The organism is Polynucleobacter sp. AP-Kaivos-20-H2 (assembly GCF_018882215.1).
Lineage (GTDB): Bacteria > Pseudomonadota > Gammaproteobacteria > Burkholderiales > Burkholderiaceae > Polynucleobacter.
In genome coordinates this window covers 61,180-74,756 of record NZ_JACVOX010000002.1, presented here as the reverse complement: position 1 = coordinate 74,756, position 13,577 = coordinate 61,180, and the positions used below count along the sequence as shown (strand labels likewise).

17 protein-coding genes are annotated in these 13,577 nt (G+C 45.2%); 11 read left to right on the top strand and 6 right to left on the bottom strand.

The annotated features are described in order from the left end of the window. Positions 1 to 23 precede the first annotated feature (23 nt). Genes bchM through ICE89_RS04785 form a run of 10 tightly spaced genes read left to right on the top strand, consistent with a single transcriptional unit; the run spans position 24 to position 9,557 of the window. Positions 24 to 749, top strand: coding sequence for a magnesium protoporphyrin IX methyltransferase (gene bchM, locus ICE89_RS04830; protein ID WP_216265075.1), 726 nt, complete (start codon positions 24 to 26; stop codon positions 747 to 749). Between the two features lie 2 nt (positions 750 to 751). Further along, the gene (locus ICE89_RS04825) at positions 752 to 2,200 is read left to right on the top strand and encodes a BCD family MFS transporter (RefSeq protein WP_304608636.1); all 1,449 of its coding nucleotides are present in this window, start codon (positions 752 to 754) and stop codon (positions 2,198 to 2,200) included. Positions 2,201 to 2,256: 56 nt separating this feature from the next. Next, positions 2,257 to 3,027 (top strand): photosynthetic reaction center subunit H, encoded by a 771-nt coding sequence (gene puhA, locus ICE89_RS04820; protein WP_215298533.1) that lies wholly within the window; start codon positions 2,257 to 2,259, stop codon positions 3,025 to 3,027. A gap of 24 nt (positions 3,028 to 3,051) precedes the next feature. Further along, positions 3,052 to 3,711 carry a photosynthetic complex putative assembly protein PuhB gene (gene puhB, locus ICE89_RS04815; RefSeq protein ID WP_215324936.1) on the top strand — a complete coding sequence of 220 codons (660 nt, stop codon included), beginning with the start codon at positions 3,052 to 3,054 and terminating at the stop codon, positions 3,709 to 3,711. Further along, on the top strand, positions 3,708 to 4,169 hold the full coding sequence (gene puhC, locus ICE89_RS04810; protein WP_215298531.1) for a photosynthetic complex assembly protein PuhC: 462 nt from the start codon (positions 3,708 to 3,710) through the stop codon (positions 4,167 to 4,169). The genes puhB and puhC overlap by 4 nt, the downstream gene beginning before the upstream one ends. Before the next feature lie 25 nt (positions 4,170 to 4,194). Beyond that, positions 4,195 to 5,289: a magnesium-protoporphyrin IX monomethyl ester (oxidative) cyclase gene (gene acsF / locus ICE89_RS04805; protein WP_255558703.1), complete on the top strand. Its 1,095-nt coding sequence runs from the start codon at positions 4,195 to 4,197 to the stop codon at positions 5,287 to 5,289. Positions 5,290 to 5,293: 4 nt separating this feature from the next. After that, positions 5,294 to 6,046 (top strand): putative photosynthetic complex assembly protein PuhE, encoded by a 753-nt coding sequence (puhE, locus tag ICE89_RS04800; RefSeq protein WP_216265074.1) that lies wholly within the window; start codon positions 5,294 to 5,296, stop codon positions 6,044 to 6,046. An 11-nt stretch (positions 6,047 to 6,057) separates the two neighbouring features. Beyond that, entirely contained in the window at positions 6,058 to 6,945 is an 888-nt protein-coding gene (gene chlG / locus ICE89_RS04795) for a chlorophyll synthase ChlG (protein ID WP_216265073.1), read from the top strand. A 10-nt stretch (positions 6,946 to 6,955) separates the two neighbouring features. Then, positions 6,956 to 8,311: a BCD family MFS transporter gene (locus ICE89_RS04790; RefSeq protein ID WP_216265072.1), complete on the top strand. Its 1,356-nt coding sequence runs from the start codon at positions 6,956 to 6,958 to the stop codon at positions 8,309 to 8,311. A 43-nt stretch (positions 8,312 to 8,354) separates the two neighbouring features. Next, entirely contained in the window at positions 8,355 to 9,557 is a 1,203-nt protein-coding gene (locus ICE89_RS04785; RefSeq protein WP_215294419.1) for a geranylgeranyl diphosphate reductase, read from the top strand. Between the two features lie 165 nt (positions 9,558 to 9,722). Here ICE89_RS04785 and ICE89_RS04780 read toward each other — a convergent pair whose 3' ends face one another. From ICE89_RS04780 to ICE89_RS04765, 4 genes are read right to left on the bottom strand one after another with little or no spacing between them, the layout of a single operon-like run. Then, complete coding sequence (locus ICE89_RS04780; protein ID WP_216265071.1) at positions 9,723 to 10,286, bottom strand: lipocalin family protein; 564 nt, start codon at positions 10,284 to 10,286, stop codon at positions 9,723 to 9,725. 28 nt (positions 10,287 to 10,314) lie between these two features. Beyond that, the gene (locus ICE89_RS04775) at positions 10,315 to 10,671 is read right to left on the bottom strand and encodes a hypothetical protein (RefSeq protein WP_216265070.1); all 357 of its coding nucleotides are present in this window, start codon (positions 10,669 to 10,671) and stop codon (positions 10,315 to 10,317) included. 23 nt (positions 10,672 to 10,694) lie between these two features. Continuing rightward, positions 10,695 to 11,279, bottom strand: a complete 585-nt coding sequence (locus ICE89_RS04770) for an NnrU family protein (RefSeq protein WP_112294359.1) — start codon at positions 11,277 to 11,279, stop codon at positions 10,695 to 10,697. Positions 11,280 to 11,305: 26 nt separating this feature from the next. Then, positions 11,306 to 12,502: a Coenzyme F420 hydrogenase/dehydrogenase, beta subunit C-terminal domain gene (locus ICE89_RS04765; RefSeq protein ID WP_370625332.1), complete on the bottom strand. Its 1,197-nt coding sequence runs from the start codon at positions 12,500 to 12,502 to the stop codon at positions 11,306 to 11,308. Positions 12,503 to 12,627: 125 nt separating this feature from the next. On the opposite strand from ICE89_RS04765, the gene ICE89_RS04760 reads away from it, so the two are divergent. Continuing rightward, positions 12,628 to 13,101 carry a glutathione peroxidase gene (locus ICE89_RS04760; protein ID WP_112294361.1) on the top strand — a complete coding sequence of 158 codons (474 nt, stop codon included), beginning with the start codon at positions 12,628 to 12,630 and terminating at the stop codon, positions 13,099 to 13,101. A gap of 42 nt (positions 13,102 to 13,143) precedes the next feature. Here ICE89_RS04760 and ICE89_RS04755 read toward each other — a convergent pair whose 3' ends face one another. After that, positions 13,144 to 13,299: a hypothetical protein gene (locus ICE89_RS04755; protein ID WP_158525978.1), complete on the bottom strand. Its 156-nt coding sequence runs from the start codon at positions 13,297 to 13,299 to the stop codon at positions 13,144 to 13,146. Continuing rightward, positions 13,296 to 13,478 (bottom strand): hypothetical protein, encoded by a 183-nt coding sequence (locus ICE89_RS04750; protein ID WP_112294362.1) that lies wholly within the window; start codon positions 13,476 to 13,478, stop codon positions 13,296 to 13,298. The genes ICE89_RS04755 and ICE89_RS04750 overlap by 4 nt, the downstream gene beginning before the upstream one ends. Between the last annotated feature and the right edge of the window lie 99 nt (positions 13,479 to 13,577).

Below are 13,577 nucleotides of genomic sequence, written 5' to 3'. Positions count from 1 at the left end.
TTTAAAAGACTCCCTCAATACTCATGCAAAAGAATTCATACACCCAAAAACGTAGCCAGTTAGAGGAATACTTTGACCGGACGGCGGTTGATGCTTGGGCGAAGTTAACTTCGACTGCGAAAGTGAGTGGTATTCGCGCCAAGGTCAGAGCGGGTCGTGAAGAAATGCGCCACCTATTACTTAGTTACTTGCCAAATGATTTGACTGGGCATCGAGTGTTGGATGCTGGCTGTGGCACTGGAGTGTTGGCAGCCGATTTAGCGAAGCGCGGGGCACATGTCCTCGCGATTGACTTATCACCCACTTTAGTTGATTTAGCTCGCGAGAGAATTGGCAATGATTTTGGAGCGGGCTCTATTGAGTTTCGCTCTGGCGATATGCTCGATCCTGCCTTAGGTGAATTTGATCATGTCGTTTGTATGGATTCGATGATTCATTATCACCATTTGGATATTGCTGATGCTATGGCCAAGCTTGCCGATCGTACACGAGCCAATATCGCCTTTACTTTTGCTCCCAATAATGCAGCACTGAGTACATTACTTACTATTGGTAGCTTATTTCCGCGTAGTGATCGATCACCGTTTATCCAGCCGATTTCGATGGATTCCCTCACCAGAACTTTTAGTCAGCATGATGGTCTAGTTGATTGGGCGCCAGTGAGCACCCAAAAAGTACAGCGTGCTTTTTATTTTTCACAGGCTATGCGTCTTAGTAAGAAGCAGGCCAATCCAAGCACAGTGCGATAGAGATGAAAATGTTTACTCTGACCTGGCGCGGCAAAGAGCTATTTGAAAATTGGAAACGAGTGAGTCCAAGATTCTTGCCTTTTGCTGATATCGCCACCAAAGAGTTGCCACTCAGTCGTCTCTTAAGATTATCGCTATTTCAGGTCTCAGTAGGTATGGCAATGGTAATGCTCATTGGTACCTTAAACCGCGTGATGATTGTTGAGCTGCAAGTGAGCGCCGCTTTAGTTTCGATTATGGTTGCCTTGCCCCTTCTATTTGCTCCCTTTAGAGCCTTGGTTGGATTTAAGAGCGATAGTCACAAGTCTTTCCTTGGCTGGCGCAGAGTGCCTTATATCTGGATTGGCTCTTGGTTGCAGTTTGGTGGTTTTGCCATCATGCCCTTTGCATTAATTCTGTTGTCAGGTGACACCACATGGCCTACTTGGTTTGCACAAGCAGCAACTGGGCTAGCCTTTTTATTAGTGGGTGCTGGTATGCAGACTACGCAAACGGCTGGCTTGGCTTTGGCGTCAGACCTCGCTGAACCTCAGGCCAGGCCTAGAGTAGTTGCGCTCATGTATATGATGCTGTTAGTAGGTATGGCTGTCAGCAGCGCCATCTTCGGCTATTTGCTTATTGACATTACACCTCTGCTGTTAATTCGCGTAGTGCAGGGTGTCGCTGCTACTACTCTGATACTCAATGTAATCGCAGTCTGGAAGCAAGAGCCTCGCCAGCCCCATTTAACAGCCTACTCAACTCCAACCCCTAGCTTTAAAGAAACTTGGGCAACTTTTGCAAAGCAAGGCAAAGTGATGCGTTTCTTAGTGGCCTTAGGTTTGGGCACGGCGGCCTTTAGCATGCAAGATATTATTTTGGAGCCGTACGGCGCTGAAGTGCTGGGTCTATCAGTCAGTGCAACTACAGTATTAACTAGCCTGACGTCCTTAGGCGCTTTAATCGCTTTTGGTTTCGCAGCCCGTTATTTAAATCGCTCTATTGATTCCTATCGCCTTGCTGCCATTGGCGCTCTATTTGGCATTCTGGCATTTAGTTGTGTGATTTTTTCCGAACCATTGCTCTCCCCAACGCTATTTCGTTGCGGTGCATTTTTGATTGGCTTTGGAGGCGGTTTATTTTCTGTAAGCACCTTAACAGCTGCAATGAGTTTTGAGTCAGGTGGCATGAATGGTTTAGTTCTCGGTGCATGGGGTGCAGTACATGCTACCGCATCGGGCATTGCTATTGCAGCTGGCGGCGTAATACGTGATGGGATTTCTAGCTTAGCGACCAGTGGCTTGTTAGGGGACGGCCTGCTATCTACCGCTACAGGTTATAGCTTTGTATATCACATTGAATTTTATTTACTGTTTATTACATTGATCGCAATTGGACCTTTAGTCATCATGAACAAGCAGCCCATGATGAATGTTTCTCAGAAGTTTGGTTTAGATGAATTACCGAGTTAAATAGCGGCACAGTATGTTTTTTCACATTAAGCGTTATTGTTAAAAGGGAGAGCAAGATGGCAACCGGAGCAATTACAGAATATGTAGATGTTGCGCAATTGGTGCTGTATGCATTTTGGGTATTTTTTGCAGCACTGGTCTATTACCTTACTATCGAAAGTAAGCGTGAAGGATTTCCGCTGGAGTATGACATTCGAGGCGAGACGCGACGAGCTGCCGGCATAGCGGGTATGCCAGCACCGAAGACTTTTCATACGGAGTATTGGGGTGATGTAACCGTTCCAAAAGATGAGCCTTTGGAAAAAGTGGCCGCCAGACCTTCAAGCTACCTCAATGGTGCTCCTTTAGTCCCAACCGGAAACCCAATGCTAGATGGCGTTGGACCGGGTGCATTTACGAAGCGCGCAGACATTCCTGATATGACATCAGAAGGTCAAAAGCGAATTCTGCCTGGACGTTTACTCGGTCAATTTACGGTAGCCAAACAAGATAAAACGCCAGTTGGTATGGAAGTCATGGGTGACGATGGTTTGATCGCGGGTACCGTGAAAGAGCTCTGGATTGATCAGGCTGAAGTCGTGATTCGCTATTTTGAAATTGAAACCTTGCCAGAGTTTGGTAGCAGAAGAGTATTACTGCCGATCAATTTCTCACGAATTCATCGGGACTATATCAAGGTTGAATCAATTCTTGCCAATCAATTTGCTTTGGTTCCAGGATTAAAGAGTCAGGATCAAATCACCCTATTAGAAGAAGAGAAGATCATGGCTTACTTTGGTGGCGGCACCTTGTATGCAACACCTGAGCGTCAAGAACCCCTTATTTAAATTGCTATTCATTGAAAGTATTTTGTGAATCAAAAACCACATCAATCAGCAGAGTATGAGTTTGAGGCCGCCTTAGGGCTGCCAGAACCATTGCCACAAGACGAAGTGATCTTGTGGCAGGGCGCTCCAAATTGGATCTCTATGGCTAAGCATGTATTTCGTTTGCAGTGGCTTAGCTTGTACTTTGCAGTGATTGTGATTTGGCAAGCGATTTCAGTATTCGGTAGTGAGGGTGGCTTGGCCGAAGGATGGAGTAGCGTAGCGCTTGCCTTCTTCTTAGCTGTGATTGGTCTTGTGTTGGTTGGACTATTAGCCTACTGGTCTGCAACGACGACTATGTATACCTTAACGAACCGTCGTATCGTAATGAGGGTTGGCATTGTTTTGACTGTGACATTTAATCTCCCTTATAAGACATTGGGTAGTGCAGATCTCAAGCTATACAAAGATGGAACGGGCGATATTCCGATGCAGATTGCTACCGAGGATAAGATTGCCTTCTTTCATTTATGGCCTCATGTACGCCCATGGCGTTTAGCTACACCGGAACCTATGATGCGTTGCGTTCCTGATGCCAAGGCAGTTGCAACCATATTGACAGAAGCTTGGACTGTATCTACCGGACTTAGCAAAATGGAAGTACTCGATGCTCAAGTGACACAAGCGGGAGTGCAGACGGCATGAGCGCTCCAGAAAGAAAAGATTTTCTATCGCCAGTAGCAAAAATACTGGTTGTCGACGTCATCGTCATCGTGCTCTTATTGGTATTTATTAATAGCCGCGATTTAAGTCAGGTGAGAGAGCCGGATGCAGCGCCAGTTAAAGTCTTGCAATTGCGCTTTGAAGATCGGCCAGATGGCTCGATTGCCGTAATTAATTACAAAACTGGACAGCAGATTGAGTCTGTTCAGGGTGAGGCAGGATTTATTAGGGGTACTTTGCGCGGGCTTGCCCAAGAAAGAAAGCGTAGGGGCTTGGACAGTGGGCCACCCTTTGAGCTCATTTACAGAGCGGATGGTCGCTTGACTTTATCGGATACAGCAACGGGTCGCATGGTCGATCTGGAGTCTTTTGGGCCTACGAATGCGGGAACATTTTATAAATTGCTTGACCCAGTGCATTTAGCAGCAACAGTTAAATAATTTTTCTTTTTATTTGGAGTAGGAAATGAATTTAGATAGCGCAGAAAGTATGTTGCAAAGTCAAATCCCTGCAAAGGGTGAAATTAATGAATCTACCAAGATGGCATTGGAAGATGCTGTATTGAGCCCGCGCTTTTATACAACCAATTTTAAAGAGATGGATCGTATCAGCATTGATTCCTTGCGCCCGGAGTGGGATGCATTGATGGCGGAGTATGAAGGTGACAATAATCATGATCATTTTCAACGTCCTGCAGATATGGAAAAAGATTATTCCAATCTACACCCAGCTTTATATGACGAGTTTGTTGATTTCTTGATCAGCTCCATTACTTCCGAGTTCTCTGGTTGCATTTTGTATGCAGAGATCAAGCGTAAAGTCACTAATCCAGATATGCGCATGTTGTTCGGTTACATGGCTAGAGATGAAAGTCGTCATGCGGGCTTCATTAATCAGTGGCTCAAAGACTTTAATATCGGTATTGATCTAGGTTTTTTGGCGAAATCCAAGAAATATACTTACTTTAGGCCTAAGTTTATTTTTTACGCCACGTATCTCTCCGAGAAGATTGGTTACGCCCGTTACATCACCATTTTCCGGGAGATGGAAAGTCGCCCCGAAGTTCGCTTCCATCCGATCTTTTTATGGTTTGAGCGCTGGTGTAATGACGAGTTCCGTCATGGCGAATCCTTTGCGCTCATCATGCGCGCCAATCCTAAATTACTTCAAGGTGTTAATAAGTTATGGATTCGTTTCTTCATTCTCGCGGTATATGCCACGATGTATGTTCGTGACCATACCCGGATTGAGCTTTATAAGGCCATGAAGATCTCGCCAACGGATTATGACAAGAAGGTACTTTTTATTACCAACGAAATTATTAAGCAAGTTTTTCCAATTTCTGTGAATTTAGATGACCCCCGTTTCTATCAGTACCTTGAAGAGATGAGGGCACTGTTCGAAAAGATGGATGTTTATAAAAAAGAGGGTGGCCTGATCAACAAGTTGAAGACTGCTGTTTTAGGTGCTCGTGCTGGAATTGTATTTTTGAAATTGTATTTCATGCCAGTTCAAGATAACACCTTGCCCGCTGATGTTCGCATGATTCCTTCTTGGTAATTTTATGAGCATTGTTTGGCCCATCCTCTATTCCATATTTATATGGTGGTTTAGCACGGGAATTATTCTCTTGCTAAACCAGCGGAATCCTTCGACCTATAAAAATACATTTTGGGTAAGTGGGATGGTTTTGGCTTTAGCTTTGGTCGGACTAAAAACCAGCGCCAATTTAAGTACAGTAGCTGGTGCTTATTGCGGCTTTACCTGCGCCATTTTGGTTTGGGGTTGGCAAGAAATTGGTTTCTTATTTGGCTATGTCACTGGTCCCCGTCGAGAGCCTTGTCCTGAGAATTGTCGGGGATGGCAGAAGATGTACTTTGCATTCCAGACTATTCAACATCATGAGATTGCGTTGATTATTTTGGCGCTGGCCGTGACTGTAATGACTTGGGGCGGTTCAAACCAGACCGGGTTTTGGACTTTTATGATTCTCTGGCTCATGAGACAGAGTGCGAAGTTAAATATCTTCTTGGGTGTTTTAAATCTTAATGAGCGCTTCCTGCCAAATCATCTGAAGTACATATTTACTTATTTCACCTGCAAGCCAATGAATCCATTGCTACCAATATCAGTCATTGGCGGCGCTCTCTGCGCAATTCCATTATGGCAAGCTGCGTTCGACCCGAATGCAAGTGATTTTATGGTTGCCTCGATGTCATTGACTGGTGCTATTTTGTCTTTGGCAGTCTTGGAGCATATTTTGATGGTGATCCCATTTTCTAGTGAAGGCTTGTGGAAATGGGGGATGCGATCATAAATACGCTCACCATGCGCCGCTTTCCTGCGCCATCCGCAATTTTAGAGTTACTAAAACCCATTACTTGGTTTCCTCCAATGTGGGCCTTTGCTTGTGGAGTAATTGCAACTGGCGTTTCCTTTGAGGGGCGTTGGCACTTATTGATCGCTGGTGTCATTCTTGCTGGCCCGATGGTCTGTGCCGCTAGTCAGGCGGTGAATGATTGGTTCGATCGTGAGGTAGATGCTATTAATGAACCACAGCGTCCGATTCCTTCTGGTCGGATGCCGGGGGCTTGGGGTTTATATGTTGCCATTATTTGGACTGGCCTCTCACTCTTATTAGGTTGGTTCATTAGTCCCTGGGCATTTGCTGCGACATTACTTGGTCTATTGTTAGCCTGGTTCTACAGCATGCCACCATTACGCTTTAAGCAAAACGGCTGGTTAGGCAATGCTGCTTGTGGCATCTCTTATGAAGGCATAGCTTGGTTTACAGGCTCAGCAGTGATGATGGGAGACTTGATCCCATCCACCCCATCCATTCTGTTGGCGATTTTGTATAGCATTGGTGCGCACGGCATTATGACCTTGAATGATTTCAAGGCAATTGAAGGTGATCGTCAAATGGGGGTACTTTCTTTGCCTGTCCAACTCGGTGTTGCAGGAGCCGCTGAGAATGCTTGTTTGATGATGCTGGCGCCACAGTTTGGTGTCTTTGGCCTCTTACTGATTTGGGGCGCCTACTGGCAGGCTGGCGTTATTGTGTTGTTGATAGCCGGGCAGATGGTGATGATGCGCAATTTCTTACTGGATCCAGTCAAACGTGCATTATTTCTGAGTGGTTTTGGGGTGCCATTGTTTGTTGCAGGAATGATGGTGAGTGCATTTGCAGTGGCAGGACGTTTCTCGGTCAATTAATCAGGCAACCATGAACACTTCCGAATCCACCTATCTCACTTGGCCTCAAATTGCACGGCTTGGTTTAGTCCAAGCGTCTTTGGGATCGATTGTGGTGCTAACTACTTCACTGTTAAATCGCGTGATGGTAGTTGAGCTAGCTCTACCAGCAATCCTGCCGGGTGCATTGGTGGCGATTCATTATTTTATTCAGTTAATACGCCCACGCATGGGTTTTGGCTCTGACCAAACTCGCAGAGCCACTCCATGGATTCGGGGTGGGATATTGGTGCTGGCTTGCGGTGGAGTTTTGGCTGCGGCTTCAACAATCTTATTGAGTAGCTCAGTTGTACTGGGTATTGCGCTGGCTACAGTTGCCTTTTTAATGATTGGTATTGGCGTTAGCTCTAGCGGCACTGCGTTATTAGTTCTTTTGGCGAAACGCGTGGAGCCTAAAAAGAAGGCTGCAGCTGCTACTTGCGTTTGGTTGATGATGATTTTTGGTTTTGCATTTACGGCCAGTGTCAGTGGAAAGTTTCTGACGCCATTTTCATTTGAGCGTCTATTAATAGTGTCATCAACTGTCTCTGTGATTGCTGTGGCAGTTACATTCTTGGCAATTTGGGGAATGGAGTCTCCAGTGTTGAAGGCCAAACAGTCAATCGCTAATGTAGTTGAAGCGCAGTCAGAAGTGACGCCTACCAAAGCAAACTTTCGTGAAGCCTTTGCTGAGGTTTGGAAAGAAGGCAGGGTACGTTCTTTTACCTGGTTTGTCTTTGTATCTATGTTGGCTTATAGCTCACAGGACTTGATCTTGGAGCCTTTTGCTGCGGTCGCATTTGGTTTTACTCCTGCAGAAACAACCTCCTTGTCTGGCATACAAAATGGCGGCGTACTTCTGGGAATGCTTACCTTAGCCTTTATTACAAGCAAGGCTAAATCTCAGACTTTAACTTCATTAAGTAATTGGACTATTGGCGGTTGTTTAGCTTCAGCCTTGGCAATGTTGGGACTTGTTTTATCGGGCCCTATTGAAAGCGTGACTTTCTTTAAGGCGGCTGTTTTCTTGTTGGGCATTTTTAATGGCGCCTTTTCTATTGCCGCTATTGGATCGATGATGCAATTTGCCAGCATTGGTAGCGCACAGCGTGAAGGTGTTCGTATGGGTATTTGGGGGGCATCGCAAGCGATGGCTTTTGGTTTAGGTGGAATTATTGGAACTGGCTTAAGCGATATCGCTAGGATTGTTTTAGGTGATCCTGCTTCTGCGTATGCTTTTGTGTTTTTCTTGGAAGGTGTTTTATTTGTTGTTGCTGCCTACCTGTCATTTCAGACACGTGCGCAAAAACAAACAAACGAACTATCAAAACAATTGGTTGGCGTGTAATTTATCAATGATGAAGTAATGCACTCAATATATGGAGATCAGAATGAGTACTTTAGAAACTTTTGATGTCGTAGTTGTTGGCGGTGGCCCTACTGGAGCTACTGCTGCAAGTGACCTTGCTAAGAAAGGTCGAAAAGTACTCTTATTGGATCGGATGGGCCGAATTAAACCTTGCGGAGGTGCTATCCCTCCACGCTTAATTAAGGATTTTGAAATCCCTGATGAGCTTTTGGTCGCCAAGGCCAATTGCGCCAGAATGATTGCGCCATCAGATAAGGCCGTAGATATGCATATTGAGGGTGGCTTTGTAGGGATGGTCGATCGCGATAAGTTTGATGAGTTTTTGCGTGTCCGTGCTGCCGATGATGGAGCTGAGAGAAGAACGGGCATATTTGAGAAAATCACTAGAGATCAAGATGGAGTCTCAGTCATTCACTATGCTGTGCGTGGTAAGCATGGCTCACCTGACACAACCGTATCGGTACGTGCTAGGGCAGTGATTGGTGCCGATGGCGCTAAATCAGGAGTCGGACGCCAGGCCATTCCAGGTGCAAAGGATGTGGAATACGTCTTCGCCTATCACGAGATCGTTAAGGTTCCTGAAAACCCGCCAGCAGGTTTTGACGGTACCCGCTGCGATGTGTTTTATCAGGGCGCTTTATCCCCCGACTTTTATGGCTGGATATTCCCGCATGGTAATACCATGAGCATTGGTACTGGAACTGCTGATAAAGGCTTTTCCTTGCGTAGTGCAGTCACCGCTCTTAAAAAGCAGACTGGTCTTGAGAATGCTGAAATGCTGCGACATGAAGGCGCGCCCTTACCAATGAAGCCATTAAAGAAATGGGATAACGGTAGAGACGTAGTGTTGGCAGGCGATGCCGCTGGAGTTGTTGCTCCTGCTTCAGGCGAGGGTATTTATTACGGCATGTATGGCGGCAGAGTCGCTGCTGAGGCTGTTGAAGAGCTGCTCGTTACTGGTAATGGCAAGGTTTTGGCAAAAGCCCGTAAAAAGTTCATGAAAGAGCACGGTACCGTATTCTTAGTTCTCGGAATCATGCAGCGTTTTTGGTACAACAACGATAAACGTCGCGAGCGCTTTGTCAAAATGTGTGAAGATAAAGATGTGCAGCGCTTAACCTTTGAATCCTATATGAATAAGAAGCTTGTACGCCGTGACCCTATGGCACACATAAAGATTTTCTTCAAAGATACCGCCCATTTATTGGGTTTTGCAAAAGTCTAAGCTGCAGTACCCATTAATTAGTCTTAACTACTGAAGGGAAGTAAAAATGAAAGATAACAGCGCAACAACTTTAAGAAATAAAACTGGAAAATTATATCTGCTTGGCATCGTTGCATTTTCAGGCTTGATTATCGGAATTACCTTTATCAAATTCCTATTTTCCGTTTAATTTTGGGGTGTCAGGCTCAGCTGCTCAAGACTGAAGCCGTTGTCATTCACTAGGCGATTCAGAAGCGCCTGATATTTTTTGGCCTCTACCGTCTTGGTGCGGGAGAGAATCCAGAGATATTTTCTTCCGGGGTCGCTCACAGCGGCCAATTGGTATTCGGGATCGATATCGATTACCCAATAATCTCCCCAGACCATGGGCAGAAACCCAAGCCATGCAGGTGCAAAGCGAACCTCTAGAGTGGGGGAGGTGGAGTCACCAATCTGTCTTGCGGTTCCAAGTGCCTCACCTTTTTCACCATTCTCAAATGTGCAGCGATTAGTAACACTCACATTGCCATCTTCCTTGATCTTATAGGTGGCATTGGTATCGGCTATACATTTTCTTTGAAACCAATTTGGAAATTTGGCAATCTCATACCAAGTACCCTGATAGCGTGGCACATCGAGTGATGCAATGGTTTTGATGGGCTCAACTGGCTTTTGGCTGCCTTGCGCAATCGCTGTAGTGTGAATTAAGCTAAAAGCCAGCAGGCCAATAATGGAATAAGTGATTTTCATGATGCCTCCAAAGGAGAGAATGTTTCGGCTATAAAGATTTTAGTTGAGTTGTACACGATGTAATGCGCTCTTCAGAGTTGCGAAATTGAATCAACTCATTTCCCATTTTATTGATTTTGAGCTGCCCAATTTGTGGATTAAAGCGCATGATGATTTGATAAAAATCTTTTACCTCTAAGAGATTAATCTTGGATTCCTTACCTTCATAGTACATTGCTGCATCGAGCGAACCCTTAGTAATTTCAATCTTAAGGGGGCTACCATTCAGCGAGCATGATAGCGACTTATTTTGACTTTCTATGGCCTCTATTTTTGGAGCTTGAGAGTCACATCCCCATAAAACCAGAGTCAACATGAGACCGATGAATCTTGATCTAGTGTTCATGTTGACCGATTTAAAGATAGCGCTCAAGATAGTTGGGCGAGAGGAGAGACTCCGATTAAGTATTGGTGCAACCCAAATATGAAAACTACCCAAAGAATTACCCCAGAAGCAATGGTAATCATCGTTGCCTTTGTGCTGATTTCAGCCTGTTGAGGCATATGAATAGGGCGCTTTCTAGCGGAACGAAAATCCAGTACAGCCCATAGTAAAAAAGACCCAAATAGGATGAGATCTACTAAGGTGCCATTGGATATCAAATGCGCAAGTGCCCAAACTTTAACTCCCAAAATCATGGGGTGCTTGAGTTTGAGGCGAATCGCATTATTTGAAGGCGAGCTTCCTGCTAGGAAAATAAATGCGACTAGGTTAAGCGCTAGAGCGATATAAATGAGTAATGCATTCGGTTGCCACAAAACTAGTGTGTTTTGCCTTGCTTGACCATAGCCAATCACCATGATGATGAATCCAACCAAGGAGACGATGGTGTACAAACCTTTCCATTTCACTTCGCCGATGCGATCAATCATATGATTGCGCCATGACTCTGCAAAGATGCGGCAAGAGTGGCTGGCTAGAAAAATAATAAGGCCGATGAGGAATAAAGCCATGGAATGCTCCAAAAAGAAAATGGGGTTTAGGGTTTATGAATTTCTTGTTCGTTTGGTTTAATGCCGTAAGGCTCTACTAATGGCCAAATATGTTTTGGAATCATGGAGCCCATTTTTGCAGGCTGCTCTCTTCTGAGGTGAAGCACTGTTTCAATTGCTTTCATTTCTACGCGCGTTCTAGCAAACTCCAAGCCACGCGGGCCGACTTTAGGCATCAACCAACCCACAATGGGTCTTAACCAATTCGGCATTTTTCGCAAAGGGAGTCCACCAGCGGCACGCTCGACGTTTTTCATGAACCCCACTACAGCTGAATGCCGTTTACCAGCGCTTCCCGGTTCGGAGGTGCGTACTTCATCTCCCAGTAAGCCTAGCAATTCTTCGCCGCGTTGATTGCGAACAATGAGCCATTGTTCGCCCTGGCCCCCCATATAGCCCACCGTGATATCAGACAACACATTGGTGTAGTCAACACAGGTGCGGCAGGTTAATGGAAAGAAATCATTTGGCAAGGTGGAAAGTGGCAATTGCAGAAATGGAATCTCTCTCTTCTTGCCATTTTTAAAGCGAACCTCTACGTGGTAATCCGCCCTAAATTCAAGATAGTTAATCTCTTCTGGCTCTGAGCTAATCAGCGACAAGAAGTGATGAAAGTTCTCTGTCGTTGTATTGTCTGAACAGGGTGTACCAATGACATACAACTTTTCTAGGCCAAGCTCTTTTTCTAGTGCTCTTAAGGCGTATACCTGGCAGGGGATACCAATGACCGCTATTTTCTTATAACCCTTGGCAATGGCTGGCTCTAAGAGAGAGAGTAGTGGCGCATATCCCATTCTCATGCCACGACATTTAGCCATATCAGTTGCTTTATCGATGATGATGGGTAAGGGCTTCCAGCGATCATTGGGATCTTCGGTCATGGTCAGAATGGCATCAACTGCGCCAGCCTCCAATAAGCGTTCACCAATGCGGGTGGTAATGCCGGTCCACTGTGCGCCTGTGCTCGGATTTTTTAATCCTGCGCGGAGCATCTTGGTGAATGGACCAAAATGGAGTTCATCCGGTCGGTTCAAGTCTCTTGGCCTGCCGTGAACCTGAGTTTCTAATTCGGGGTATTTGGGCTTGATGAACTGGCAGGCATCACCACAGCGTTTTGGATTGCTGCTGCGAGAGATGCCGCAGTCTGTACACAAACTACGATACGGTGCTGTGTCTGTAGTCACGCAAGCCTTTAATAATCTTGATAGTTTAAGGGGCAAAGCTATATAGCTAAAGCTTCATAATCCATTTATTATGAACTGAGTATAGAGTATTTGCAGACCACTTTAATCCTCTTGGAGAATGAAATATGTTGCCGAATATCCCCCTAAAAAGACTCAATGGAGCCCAAGAAAATCTGCAGGATTATGCCGGCAAAGTTCTCCTCATTGTCAATGTGGCCAGTCGCTGCGGGTTTACACCACAATACCGAGATTTACAGAATCTCTATGAAGAAAATAAGGCTCATGGCCTAGAAATTTTAGGCTTTCCCTGCAATCAATTTGGGGCTCAAGAACCTGGCTCAGCTGAGGAAATTGGACAATTTTGCAGCGCTAATTATGGCGTGACATTTCCGATGTTTGAGAAGGTGGATGTGAATGGTGACAGCACCCATCCCTTATATGCCTATTTAAAAGAGCATGCTCCAGGCATTCTGGGAACTGCCGGTATTAAGTGGAATTTCACTAAATTTCTGGTAAGCAAAGATGGTGAATCAGTCACACGCCTTGCATCTGCAGATGGCGCAAGCAAGATGTCGGCTGCGATCAAAAAACTGCTGTAGTTTTAAAGTGGCCTGATGAGTATTACTTCAAGCAAGTAGTACTCACTTCTTTTTCTTCTGTTCGGAATCTAGCCATTCATTGACATCGGGGAAAGCGTCTTGCACCTCTCCCATAAATTCTCGGACCATGTAATAAAGGCCAGCAATTAATAGGCTGAAAACAAAGATGGATACGAGGAGTAATGTTGTATTACTCATTTTTTACGATTCAATAATGCGGATAATTTGAAATAAATCCCAAAGCAAAATATTGAGGGTACCCAGAGCGCAGTAAAAATGGACTGCTCTCGATCTTCGACCACAAACCATAAATAGGCCGAGGTAAAGAAAGAAATCACCACTGCCATGAGAATGAAGTAATCTGATTTTTTAAACATAGTCACTCCTTCACTTCGTTATTAAAATAGTCGCCAATTCCGTAGCCAATTGCGCTGAGGAGGCATCCTATGATAGCGCAGCTACCCAATACGCGAATG

What these genes read in the sequence shown, in the direction of transcription:
- bchM (WP_216265075.1), top strand. Translation starts at nt 24, where the DNA reads ATGCAAAAGAATTCATACACCCAAAAACGTAGCCAGTTAGAGGAATAC.
- ICE89_RS04825 (WP_304608636.1), top strand. Translation starts at nt 752, where the DNA reads ATGAAAATGTTTACTCTGACCTGGCGCGGCAAAGAGCTATTTGAAAAT.
- puhA (WP_215298533.1), top strand. Translation starts at nt 2,257, where the DNA reads ATGGCAACCGGAGCAATTACAGAATATGTAGATGTTGCGCAATTGGTG.
- puhC (WP_215298531.1), top strand. Translation starts at nt 3,708, where the DNA reads ATGAGCGCTCCAGAAAGAAAAGATTTTCTATCGCCAGTAGCAAAAATA.
- acsF (WP_255558703.1), top strand. Translation starts at nt 4,195, where the DNA reads ATGAATTTAGATAGCGCAGAAAGTATGTTGCAAAGTCAAATCCCTGCA.
- puhE (WP_216265074.1), top strand. Translation starts at nt 5,294, where the DNA reads ATGAGCATTGTTTGGCCCATCCTCTATTCCATATTTATATGGTGGTTT.
- chlG (WP_216265073.1), top strand. Translation starts at nt 6,058, where the DNA reads ATGCGCCGCTTTCCTGCGCCATCCGCAATTTTAGAGTTACTAAAACCC.
- ICE89_RS04790 (WP_216265072.1), top strand. Translation starts at nt 6,956, where the DNA reads ATGAACACTTCCGAATCCACCTATCTCACTTGGCCTCAAATTGCACGG.
- ICE89_RS04785 (WP_215294419.1), top strand. Translation starts at nt 8,355, where the DNA reads ATGAGTACTTTAGAAACTTTTGATGTCGTAGTTGTTGGCGGTGGCCCT.
- ICE89_RS04780 (WP_216265071.1), bottom strand. Translation starts at nt 10,286, where the DNA reads ATGAAAATCACTTATTCCATTATTGGCCTGCTGGCTTTTAGCTTAATT.
- ICE89_RS04775 (WP_216265070.1), bottom strand. Translation starts at nt 10,671, where the DNA reads ATGAACACTAGATCAAGATTCATCGGTCTCATGTTGACTCTGGTTTTA.
- ICE89_RS04770 (WP_112294359.1), bottom strand. Translation starts at nt 11,279, where the DNA reads ATGGCTTTATTCCTCATCGGCCTTATTATTTTTCTAGCCAGCCACTCT.
- ICE89_RS04760 (WP_112294361.1), top strand. Translation starts at nt 12,628, where the DNA reads ATGTTGCCGAATATCCCCCTAAAAAGACTCAATGGAGCCCAAGAAAAT.
- ICE89_RS04755 (WP_158525978.1), bottom strand. Translation starts at nt 13,299, where the DNA reads ATGAGTAATACAACATTACTCCTCGTATCCATCTTTGTTTTCAGCCTA.
- ICE89_RS04750 (WP_112294362.1), bottom strand. Translation starts at nt 13,478, where the DNA reads ATGTTTAAAAAATCAGATTACTTCATTCTCATGGCAGTGGTGATTTCT.